Below are 10,816 nucleotides of genomic sequence, written 5' to 3' on the forward strand. Positions count from 1 at the left end.
ACGACGCACGCCGTAAATTTTGTCTCCCGCGCGAAACCGTCTAAAGTGGAAAGCAACCGGCATGCATTACCCGCGCCATTACCCGCGGGCCGTGCCCCCGCCGGCGAGCCCGCGTACATTTCGTCCGGCCGGTGGCGGACGACGGACGCGGTCATTCGTTTTCTACCGGTCGAGGCGGGTCCCATGCAAATCCATTTCACGAACGAGAAGCCCGAGTATTCGGGGCGCGACCTGATGCTTGCGTTCACGGCGTTGGTGAATGGCGAGCGCGTTCAATGTCAGATCACCGCCGAGGCACTGGAAGACCACTTTGGTGCGGCTTCGCCGCGCTTCGAGGACATGGTCGGTGCATTCGACCAGCACCGCGACCGTATCGAGGCGGCTGCACGGCGCCTGCTGTCGGAGACGCGCGCGCAATGCGTGACGCTGCGCAGCGGCTACGTCCGCTTCTACGAGGCCAACTGGCGCTGACGACACGACGCCCGTCTTGCTGCGCGCGTCGCTGAACGCCGCGCACGCGAAGACGTTGCCTTTCATGCGATGCCGTTCGGCGTGCCCGGGCGGCATTTTCGTATGCGGGGCGCACCGGATTGCTGCCGCGCCCGGCCGGCTGCCGGGGTGCCGGCACGACCCGGCGTATCGATTCGTCAGGATCGCAGAGAAAATCATTCGAATCAGGCGTTGAAGCTCGATCCGGCGAACCGTCTGGCGCTCGAGGCAACGGGCATCGCGGCGATCCGCCGCAACCGGCCCGATGCGGCGGTCGGGATCTTCGCGGGCATGAACCGCGCGTATCCCGACGACGCACACGTGATCGCCAACCTGGCGGTCGCCTATCGCCGCACCGGGCGGATCGATGACGCGATGTAGTTGTACCGCCGCGTCAAGACGCTGAATCCGCCGCTGGCGCAGCGGCTGTACGACGAGGAACTCGAGGGCGTCGCGACGCCGTGATGCGCGCGGGCGGGCCTGCGCGGCCCGCCCAACGAAAACGCCACCCGAAGGTGGCGTTCGTTCGTCGAGCATCGCGCCGAAGCGCGACCGTCACTCGCTGCCGAGATAGAAGAAGCGGAACAGGAACACGGCCGCGATGATCCACACGATCGGCTTGACCGAGCGGGCCTGGCCCGTCAGCAGCTTGAGGCCGCCGTAAGCGATGAAACCGAACGCGACGCCGTTCGCGATCGAGTACGTGAACGGCATCAGCAGCGCGGTGAGCGCGGCCGGCACGGCTTCCGTTGCATCGTCCCACGGCACCTCGACCATTTCGCGCAGCATCAGGCACGACACGTACAGCAGTGCCGGTGCCGTCGCATACGCCGGCACGACGCCGGCGAGCGGCGCGATGAACAGGCACGCGAGGAACAGCACCGCGACGGTGATGGCCGTCACGCCCGTGCGGCCGCCGGCCTGCACGCCCGATGCGCTTTCGATATACGCGGTGGTCGACGACGTGCCGAGCACCGAGCCCGCGACGATCGCCGTGCTGTCGGCGAGCAGCGCCTTGTTCAGGCGGTTCATCTTGCCTTCGACGAGCAGGCCCGCGCGGTTCGCGACGCCCATCAGCGTGCCGGTCGCATCGAACAGCTCGACGAGGAAGAACACGAGGATCACGTTGATGATGCCGGTCGACAGTGCGGCGCCGATGTCGAGCTTGAACAGCGTCGCATCGATCGACGGCGGCGCGGAGAACACGCCGTGGAACTGGTTGCCGCCGAAGAAGAACGACAGGATCGTCACGCCGATGATGCCGATCAGGATCGCGCCGCGCACGCGCAGGTGGTCGAGCGTGACGATCGTGAAGAAGCCGATGATCGCGAGGATCGTCGTCGGCTTGTGCAGGTCGCCGAGCGTGACGAGCGTGGCCGGGTTGCCGACGATCACGCCCGACGTCTTCAGCGAGATGATGCCGAGGAACAGGCCGATACCCGCGGTGATCGAGATCCGCAGCGATTTCGGAATGCCGTTGACGATCGCCTCGCGCACGCGGAACAGCGTGACGAGCAGGAACAGGCAGCCGGAGATGAACACCGCGCCCAGCGCGGCCTGCCACGTGAAGCCCATCCCCTTGACGACCGTGTACGCGAAATACGCGTTCAGGCCCATGCCGGGCGCGCATGCGATCGGGTAGTTCGCGTACAGCCCCATGATGATCGATGCCAGCGCCGCGACGAGGCAGGTCGCGACGAACACGGATTCCTTCGGCATGCCGGCGTCGCCGAGGATCGCGGGGTTGACGAAGATGATGTAGGCCATCGTCAGGAACGTGGTGACGCCCGCGAGTATTTCGGTGCGGAAGTCGGTGCCGGCTTCAGCGAAGCCGAAATACCGCTTGATGGATTCCATGAAGGCGTTTCTCCGGTCGGGTTGTCGTGTTGCTTGTTGTGCCGAATTGTTGTACAGGCAGCGGACGGCCGGCTTAATGTAACCAGCCACTATTGCCCGGCTATCGGCGGATTGTAATAGCGCGGATAGCTCGGACGATATAGTTGGAGGGCACGATCGCAAGATCGGTCGGCAGCCTGCGCGCGAACGGTCTGGCAGCCCGGCCGCGCGGCGAAGGCGCGCATTTTACCGGTTCGGGTGGAACGAACCGGAAGAAATGGCGGAAACGGGAGCAAGGCAGGGAAGCAAGACAAGGAAGCAACACCAGCGAACGGAGCCGGCCGATGCGTGCGCAACAACGAGAGAAGCGAGTGCAAGCCGGACGTGCGGGCGGACGCACAAAGCGGCGTGCGGTGTGGTGCGCGTGGCGGGTGCGGGATGACATCCGGCTGAAACGCATCGCCCGCATGCTGCACGAACGCGGGGCAGGCAGCACGTGCGCGGCCGGCGCGGAGGCCTGGCAGCGGCGTGCGGCGGCCATTCTTCAGGCCAGGCGGGAGCAGATATCGGGCTATCGTGCGCCGAAGCCGTCCCGCCCGCAACTGTCATTTCGCGATGCGGGGGCGACTGTGGTTTCTGTGTAAAAGATTGCAAGACCCCATCGCATAAACCGGCAAGTCTTTCTAGGATAGATACACCGCGCATGCACACGCCGGCCGGTAATTGCCGACGCGGGGGAGTCGCAGTCCGTGCAGGCCGGGCGGTGAAGTGCGGTCAAGGCCGTTGCGCGTTCGGGCAGGCACGGCCGGTTGCGATTGCCCGATGCGGGTTCGTCCGTAATCACGGAGGTCAGCATGTTGAACTGGATCAGCCGTTGGGCGATGCGACACGCCCCCACGCCGGAAAAAACCGCTGCGTCGATGCTCGTGACGGCGCGCATGGAACTGTTCGCTGCCGAACAGCGCGTCATCGACGCGAAATTACAAGCGGATTACTGGCGCACACGTGTGTCATTCCTCGAAGAGGTGCAGAAGCAGGGCATCGATCCGTGGGTGACCTCGCAGGCAGCGCAACGCCCCGACCTCGATTCCACTCCCCGCAGCACGGGCCCGCGTCTCGCCGCCAGCACCTGATGCACCTGATGCACCAGCTGCATCGCGGCGCGCGATCGCTCGCGGCACGCACCGGCGTGCCGCGTCATTCGATGCGCACCCGCGGCGCCTCATGCCGCGGGTGCGTCCGTTTCCGGTCGCGGCCGTTCCGCGTCTCGCGTGCCTGACGGCACGTCGCTCATCCGCTCCTTCCCGCTATCCCGAAGAGCAAACGTTGCACTTGCGCGAGCGTGCGCCTGAAGCGCTCGCCGCGACGCACGTATGCGGTCGTGAGTGTCGCTTCGGCCGGCCGGTCGTCGGCAACGGTGCCGAGCCAGATGCGTTCGCCGCGTGCGATGCGCAGCACGTCGCCGGGCTGCACCCAGCAATCGTCGACGCTCGGCGGGCGCGTGACCCACAGCGCCGCGCCATGCGTGCGCAGCTCCGCGTCCCGCGGCGCGCGCCAGGTCATCGTCGTGCGCGGCGCGACCGCGAAACGGATCACGACAGTCGGTAACGCGATCGTGCCGGCGTGGCGCCGATCGGGACGGTCAAACAGCGGGCTTGCCTGGTCCATCGTCTTCTCCAGTAATTGAGCCGGATGGATGACGCGCACCAGAACAAAAAGGCCTCATCCGTTTCCGGCGAGGCCTTGTGTGACATGCGGTACTGCCCGATTGCTAACGCACAAGCGCCTCCCGTGAACCATTCTTTCGAATGTTCATCGATCGATGAATCGAGGTGGAGACGAGCGTGTACGTAGGCATGCGAACGAGTTTGTCTTCGTGGAACGGCGTTGTCAACGACAATTTTCGAGATAGTGCAGGGGATGCGTCGGCGGCTGCGCGCGATTGGCCGCGCACCCGGATCGCATGCGTCGCGACACGTTCGTCATGAGCGACTTCGACATCGTTCGCGCAACAGGCTGCGCATTCGCGCGAGCGCATGCGCCAGCCATGCGCCGCGTCCCGTCGCGTACGCGGTCGTGATCGATGCTTCGGCCGGACGGGCGTCGTCGGTGCTTATCCAGATGCGATCGCCGCGCCGCACGCGCAGCACGTCGCCGGTTCGTATCCAGTAGTCGTCGACGCTGCCCAGCCGCGTGATCCACAGTGTCGCGTCGTGCACGCGAATCTCGGCATCGTTTTGCGCGCGCCACGCCAGCGTCTTGCGCGGCGCGACCGTGAACTGGATCACGACCCGCGGCAACGCGATCGCATCGGTGCGGCACCGATCGGGGCAGACAACCAGCCGGCTTGCTTGGTCCATCGTCATCTCCTTCCGTTGAGCCGGGCGGGATGACGCGCACCAAAACAAAAAGGCCTCATCCGCTTCCGGCGAGGCCTTGTGACATGCGCAACTGAATCTCGATGCTAACGCACAAGCGCCTCCGGTGCTCGCCACGGATGGGCGTTCACTCGGTTTTCATGCGCGATGGCGGCGGGCTTGAGCATAAGCATGCGAACGAGTGTGTCGTGGCAGCGCATCGATGTCAACGGAAATTTCGAGATACGTGACGGTTACGCGTCGCGTTGCGCGAGGCCGTTCACGAGCAGCTCGGACAGCAGGCCCGTCATCCCTTCCGGGTGCGTGGCCGCGCGCGCCTTCAGCTGTTCGACGAGTTCGGCGTTGAGCTTGCATGCGAACGGCACGAGGCCTTGTTCCTGGTCGAGCTTGCGCTGCGCGCGGCGGTCGAGCTTGGCGACTTCTTCGGCACCCTTGCCGAAACGTGCTGAGCTCGACTGCTTCATCGCGTGCGTCAGCTTGAGCGCCTTGTTCTTTTCGAGATCGGTTTTCTTCATGGCCATCGCGGCACCTCCGGGAAATTGAAGCCGCGATTGTACGCATTTCGGCGGGCGCCGCCCGTGGAGCCGGCAAGAAACCCGGTCAGGCGCCCTTCGCCGTGCCCCAGTTGCCGCCGTGCGCGGCCGCCTGTGCGGCCGGCGAGCGGGCGAGGTACGCGAGCGCCTGTTCGGTCGAGCCTTCGTGATGCGGCGTATAGCCGGGCTTGAAATAGCGCAGTGCCGCGCCGATCACCTTCCAGAACGACGGCAGGTGGCCGCGCCGCGAGCCTTGCCACCACGCGAGCACGAAACCCGGGTAGCGGCCGGCGTCCGGGTCGCGCCGGTACATGAACTTCGCGCCCGTCGTGATGTAGTAGAGCAGCAGCAGGATCACGAACGCCATGTGCACGCAGCGCTCCGGGTAGGTGCCGCCCATGTGCCGGTAGATGTCGAACGCGACCGTGCGGTGCTCGACCTCCTCCGCGCCGTGCCAGCGCAGCAGGTCGACCATCGTCGGATCGGCTTTCCCCTCGTCGAGCCCGTGCGCGTTGAGCACCCAGTTGCCGAGATAACCGAAGAAATGCTCGAGCGACGCGATCACCGCGAGCTGCTGCCGCAGCCAGAAACGCGTGTGGCCGATCTTCAGCCCGAGCGGCTGTTCGCCGAGCACGCGCGTGAACAGCCGGTTGAGCTTTTGCGTGAACGGCTTCGTGTCGATCCCGTGCCGGTCGTAATAATGCTTCAGCACGCCGCCGTGCGAACGCGAGTGCACGGCCTCCTGCCGCAGGAAGCCTTCGGCCTCGTCGCGCAGGCGCGCGTCGGTGATCAGCGGCAAGGCCTTGTTGTACACGCGGCAGAACCACAGCTCGCCTTCCGGGAACAGCAGGTTCAGCGTGTTGATGATGTGCGTGCTGCCGGGGTCGTTCGGCACCCAGGTGACCGGCGTGTCGCTGAAGTCGAACTTCACGTGCCGGGCCTTGATCTTGTGATAGTCGGCGGTATCGGTCATCTTTGTCTCCCTGTGCGGCGGCGTGCGCCGTCAATGCGATGCCATGCTGACGCGGGCGATCATCCGGCCGAGCCACGGCATGAAGCGGCCGACGAAGCGCATCGCATGCGCCTCGCCGCCGACGGCGACGACGGGGCGGTTGCGCAGCACGCCGTCGACCATCGCCTGCGCGACGGTTTCCGGTTTCAGGCCGCGCATCTGGTACAGCTTCGTCGCGCGCTTGCGCAGCCGCGCTTCGTCCTGGGCATTGGCGCCCGCGTATTGCGTCGACGCCATGATTCCGGTCTCCGCGAAGCCGGGGCACACGGCCGTCACGCCGATGCCTTTTTCCGCGAGCTCCGCGCGCATGCATTCGCTGAGCATCAGCACGGCGGCCTTCGTCGTCGCGTACGCGGGCAGGTCGCGCGACGGCCCGAACGCGGCGGCCGACGCGGTGTTGACGATGTGCCCGCCGGTGCCGCGCGCGGCCATCTGCTGCGCGAACAGCCGCGAGCCGTGGATCACGCCCCACAGGTTCACGTGCAGGATGCGCTCCCAGTGCCGCGTGCTCGTGTCGAGGATGCCGCCGGCCATGCCGATGCCGGCGTTGTTGATCACCACGTCCGCGCCGCCGAGTTCGCTGCCGACCCACGTCGCCAGCGCTTCCATTTCGTCGGCGGACCCGACGTCGACGCGTTTCGCGTGGGCCTGCGCGCCGGTCAGCCCGATCAGCAGCGCGGTGCGTTCGGCGCTTGCGGGATCGATGTCGCACGCGACGATCGTCGCGCCTTCGCGCGCGAACGCGAGCGCCGCGCAGCGGCCGATGCCGCTGCCCGCGCCGGTGACGACCGCGACCTTGCCGCTGAAGCGGCCGCTCGTTGCGCGGCGGCGCGCGTTCGCGAGCGCGGGCGGCTCGTTGCCCGATTCGACCGCGTCGATCAGTTGCCCGGCCAGATCCGCGAAGCGCGCCGGATCGGCGAGCGGCAGCCAGTGGCCGGCCGCGACCTCACGGCGGTAGTACTGCGGCACCCAGCGCGACAGGTTCTCGGACAGCGCGGGGCTCACGTACTTGTCGCCGAGCGGCACGATCGTCTGCACCGGTGCATGCGCATGGCGTTCGCGCGGCGCGAACAGGCATCGGATGAAGTTCGCGCGATAGAGGCGCACGCCGCGCGCGCCGTCGTCGGCTTGCGTCGGACGCGGCGCGACGGGCGTTTTCTCGAGCCGGCGCAGCAGGCGCGGCCACGCGCGGCCGAGCCACAGCCGCCAGCCGAGCTCGGGGATGAACGGCAGGTGGAACAGGTACACGTACCACGAGCGCACGAGCTGGCCGCCGAGCCTGGCGAGCGACGCGGGCGTCGGGTGCAGCACGCGTTCGCGCAGCCAGAAGCCGACATGGTCGAGGCACGGCCCGGAGCACGACGTGTATGACGCGATGCGGCCTGAAAGGCGCGGATCGGTGACGAATTCCCAGCCCTGGATCGAGCCCCAGTCGTGCGCGACCAGATGCACGGCGCGGCCGGGGCAGAGCGCGTCGATCACCGCGACGAAATCGTCGGTCAGCTTCGCGAGGTGGTAGTCGGCCGTGCGCTTCGGCGCGCCGGACAGGCCCGCGCCGCGCACGTCGTATGCGATCACGTAGTGCTTGCGCGCGAGCAGCGGCGCGACGTGCTGCCAGACGCTGCTGTCGTCGGGATAACCGTGCACGAGCACGACCGGCGAGCGGGCCGGGTCGCCCCAGGTCCTGACCGCGAGCGTCAGGTCGCCGGAGGCGACCGCCGTTTCGCCATGAACCGATTCGAACAGGGCCAGCGGCGCTTCGTTGGAAAGAGGCTGCATCGTGAGTCCGTCGTTCAGGGGGTCGGGGGGAAGGCGAGGATGCGTCAGGCGGCGGCCGGCACGGTCGCGACGGCCTGCGCACGCTCGGCCTGGCGGCGCTGCCAGCGGCGCACGTGCGGCAGGTCTTCGTCGAGCCAGTACGCGTCGTCTTCGGTGATCACGAGCAGCTCTTCGAATTTCGCGCCGACACCGGCGAAGCCGAGATGCGGTTCGACGGCCCACAGGCCCGGCACGGGCGCATGCTCGGAGCGGCGGTCGATCGACCACAGCGGCGACCAGCCTTGCCGTTTCGCCGCGCGCCCCTGGTCGAGGAGCAGGTTGCGCGTCGCGTTCAGCCCGAAGCGCGCGACGAAGCGCGGCTTCGACAGCTTGTGGATCTTCGCGACGCGATGCGCGAGCACCTTGAACGGATAGGCCTTGTGGCGCGGCTCGACGCCCTGGCGGCGGCACAGCGCGTCGACTTCCTGCGCGACCTCGGCCATCGGCCGGTGCGCCTTCACGAGCCGCACGATCAGGTCGCGATGGTCCATCAGGTCATCCTGCAGCTGCTCGAGGATCGGGTTCTGGCCGAGGCAGTGCGCGTAGCCGACGTCGGCCACGATGCCGTCGAGCACCGGCGCGACGTCGAGGATCACCGGCATGTCGGTTTCGAGCTGGCGGTTGCTCGGGAAGAACGCGAGATTGAAGCCGCCCATGTGCTTGAGGCCCGAGAAGCCTTCGAACGCGGTGCGGTCGCCGAACCACGCGAACGGCTTGTGCAGCCAGTCGTGTACGCCGTTGTCCTGCAGCCATTCGGTCAGGAGGCGTGCGGCTTCCTTTTCGGTGATGCCGGGGTAGAGCATCGCGCCGACGGTCTCGACACAGCGGTAGGCAAGCTGCTGGACCGCGCGGAATTGCGGCAGCTCGTCGAGGTGGACTTCCGGCAGCGACTGGTCGGCCATGATGCGTCTCCAAGGGGGCGCTGATCCGAAATCCGTCCGCTGGCGTCGCCGTCGCGGGTTATTCAGTCAGCATTTAATGTGTCATTGATCAATGTAACGATCATAGACGGTTCCACGTGCCGGGACGTGAGGATTTGTCCTAATGGCAGGGGGAAATGGAGGGGAGCCTCTAGGTTTCCGGGCGATGTCGCGAGCGGCTGCGTCGCCGGCCCGGACGGCCGAGTTCGATCGCTTCGTGACGCCCGGCATGTCGCGCCGGATCAACTCGCCGTCGTGTCGCGGCGTGACGCTGTCAAATTGCCGAAATAATTTCGTCACATCATTCGTCCCCCGATTCGAGGCAGTCCCGGCTTCGCGGTGGCGATGACCCGCCAGTGCGCCGCACGGGGCAGTGACCGGAACCGATTCGACATTTCCACGGAGAGAGACCATGCAACGCCGCCAGTTCATGAACACCCTTGCCGCGGCGACCGCTGCGACGTCGCTGATGCTCAAGGCCGGCACCGCCGACGCAAAGCGCGCCACCGCGCCGGACGCGCTGGACCCGGGCCGCTGGTCGCCGTTCAACGCCGCGCGCCTGCAGGCGGTGCTCGACCAGCATGGCGTCGCGAGCGCGCGCTACGACGAAAAGCGCCGCCCGTACGCGGTGTTCGACTGGGACAACACGTGCATCATGAACGACTGCGAAGAGGCGTTGCTGATGTACCAGATCAACCATCTGCAATACAAGCTGACACCGGACGAATTCGTCGGCGTGATGTGGAAGGACGTGCCGAAGGGCGCGTTCATGAAGGACTACACGACCGTCGACGGCAAGCCGGTGACGATGGAGGATCTCGCCGCCGACGTCGAATCCGACTACCGCTGGCTCTACGCGAACTACAAGGGTTTCGGCGGCAGCAAGAGCCTCGACGAGATTCACGAGACCGACCAGTTCAAGGATTTCCGCGCGAAGCTGTACTTCATGTACGACGCGATCTGCGACACGCACCCGCTCGAAGTCGGCTACAAGTGGATCATCTATTTCTACAAGAACATGACGACCGCCGAGCTGCAGGCGATGGCGGAAGCGTCGGACAACTACGGGATCGGCGACGCGCTGCGCAAGGTACGCTACGAAAGCCCGAAGACGCTGCCGGGCAAGGCCGGCGTCGTGGCCGATACGCATTTCCACGGCATTCGCATCCATGAGGAAATCCGCGCGGTGATGCACACGCTGCGCGCGAACGGCATCGACGTGTACGTGAGCACCGCGTCGCTCGACGATGTGGTGCGCGTGTTCGCCGGCAACCCGAACTACGGCTACGGCGTGCCGCCTGAAAACGTGATCGGCCTGCGCCTCGACATGCAGGACGGCAAGTACACGAGCACCTATCCGGCCGGCTGGCATTTCAACTGGGGGCCCGGCAAGACGGTCGGTATCCGCAACGTGCTCGAATCGAAGAAGGGCTACGGCCCGCTGCTGGTGTTCGGCGACAGCGACGGCGACGCGTGGATGCTGCGCGACTTCAAGGACACCGCTGCCGGCGTGATCGTCAACCGGATGAAGAAGGGCGAGATCGGCGCGGACAGCAAGCTCGCGGCCGGACAGATCGGCCAGCCGGATGCGCGCTTCCTGCTGCAGGGCCGCGACGAGCACACGGGCCTGATGATTCCCGACGAGAAGTCGATCAAGTACGGCAAGACCGAGCGCAAGCTGCTGGCCTGACGGGTGCTTGATGCCGGGCCGTGGCGGCCCGGCGTCCGGCATCCGGCGGGATCGACGGCGGCGCGTCGCGCGAGCCGGAACTCGCTCGTCTCAGCCCTCGCGCGGCGTACCCGGCCGATCCAGCAACGCCCCCAGCAGAT

General features: G+C 66.6%; 12 protein-coding genes. 5 read left to right on the forward strand and 7 right to left on the reverse strand.

Translation table 11 applies throughout. The annotated features are described in order from the left end of the window. The first annotated feature begins 183 nt into the window (after nt 1-183). Both L810_RS37025 and L810_RS49415 read left to right on the forward strand, forming a co-directional pair. A complete protein-coding gene (locus L810_RS37025; protein WP_011354308.1) occupies nt 184-471 on the forward strand; it encodes a DUF1488 domain-containing protein in 288 nt (95 codons plus the stop codon). 69 nt (nt 472-540) lie between these two features. Next, a complete protein-coding gene (locus L810_RS49415) occupies nt 541-870 on the forward strand; it encodes a tetratricopeptide repeat protein (protein ID WP_257009025.1) in 330 nt (109 codons plus the stop codon). A gap of 174 nt (nt 871-1,044) precedes the next feature. Here L810_RS49415 and L810_RS37035 read toward each other — a convergent pair whose 3' ends face one another. Further along, a complete protein-coding gene (locus L810_RS37035) occupies nt 1,045-2,346 on the reverse strand; it encodes an NCS2 family permease (protein ID WP_021163282.1) in 1,302 nt (433 codons plus the stop codon). 143 nt (nt 2,347-2,489) lie between these two features. Between L810_RS37035 and L810_RS47770 the strand changes: the two genes are divergently transcribed. Both L810_RS47770 and L810_RS37040 read left to right on the forward strand, forming a co-directional pair. Next, nucleotides 2,490-2,969 (forward strand): hypothetical protein, encoded by a 480-nt coding sequence (locus L810_RS47770; protein ID WP_155836446.1) that lies wholly within the window; start codon nt 2,490-2,492, stop codon nt 2,967-2,969. A gap of 210 nt (nt 2,970-3,179) precedes the next feature. Continuing rightward, nucleotides 3,180-3,458 (forward strand): hypothetical protein, encoded by a 279-nt coding sequence (locus L810_RS37040; RefSeq protein ID WP_006480752.1) that lies wholly within the window; start codon nt 3,180-3,182, stop codon nt 3,456-3,458. A gap of 157 nt (nt 3,459-3,615) precedes the next feature. Here the strand turns inward: L810_RS37040 and L810_RS37045 are convergent, their stop codons facing one another. From L810_RS37045 to L810_RS37070, 6 genes are all read right to left on the reverse strand, one after another. After that, on the reverse strand, nt 3,616-3,993 hold the full coding sequence (locus L810_RS37045; protein WP_021163284.1) for a DUF2917 domain-containing protein: 378 nt from the start codon (nt 3,991-3,993) through the stop codon (nt 3,616-3,618). Between the two features lie 314 nt (nt 3,994-4,307). Then, entirely contained in the window at nt 4,308-4,685 is a 378-nt protein-coding gene (locus tag L810_RS37050; RefSeq protein ID WP_021163285.1) for a DUF2917 domain-containing protein, read from the reverse strand. A gap of 251 nt (nt 4,686-4,936) precedes the next feature. Further along, nucleotides 4,937-5,224 (reverse strand): hypothetical protein, encoded by a 288-nt coding sequence (locus tag L810_RS37055; RefSeq protein ID WP_021163286.1) that lies wholly within the window; start codon nt 5,222-5,224, stop codon nt 4,937-4,939. 79 nt (nt 5,225-5,303) lie between these two features. Next, entirely contained in the window at nt 5,304-6,209 is a 906-nt protein-coding gene (locus tag L810_RS37060) for a metal-dependent hydrolase (protein WP_021163287.1), read from the reverse strand. A 30-nt stretch (nt 6,210-6,239) separates the two neighbouring features. After that, nucleotides 6,240-8,027 carry an SDR family oxidoreductase gene (locus L810_RS37065; protein ID WP_021163288.1) on the reverse strand — a complete coding sequence of 596 codons (1,788 nt, stop codon included), beginning with the start codon at nt 8,025-8,027 and terminating at the stop codon, nt 6,240-6,242. A 44-nt stretch (nt 8,028-8,071) separates the two neighbouring features. Beyond that, a complete protein-coding gene (locus tag L810_RS37070; protein WP_021163289.1) occupies nt 8,072-8,968 on the reverse strand; it encodes a M24 family metallopeptidase in 897 nt (298 codons plus the stop codon). A gap of 430 nt (nt 8,969-9,398) precedes the next feature. On the opposite strand from L810_RS37070, the gene L810_RS37075 reads away from it, so the two are divergent. Beyond that, nucleotides 9,399-10,676, forward strand: coding sequence for a haloacid dehalogenase-like hydrolase (locus tag L810_RS37075; RefSeq protein WP_021163291.1), 1,278 nt, complete (start codon nt 9,399-9,401; stop codon nt 10,674-10,676). Nucleotides 10,677-10,816: the final 140 nt, after the last annotated feature.

This window comes from Burkholderia sp. AU4i, from assembly GCF_000466765.1.
Classification (GTDB): Bacteria; Pseudomonadota; Gammaproteobacteria; order Burkholderiales; family Burkholderiaceae; genus Burkholderia; species Burkholderia cepacia.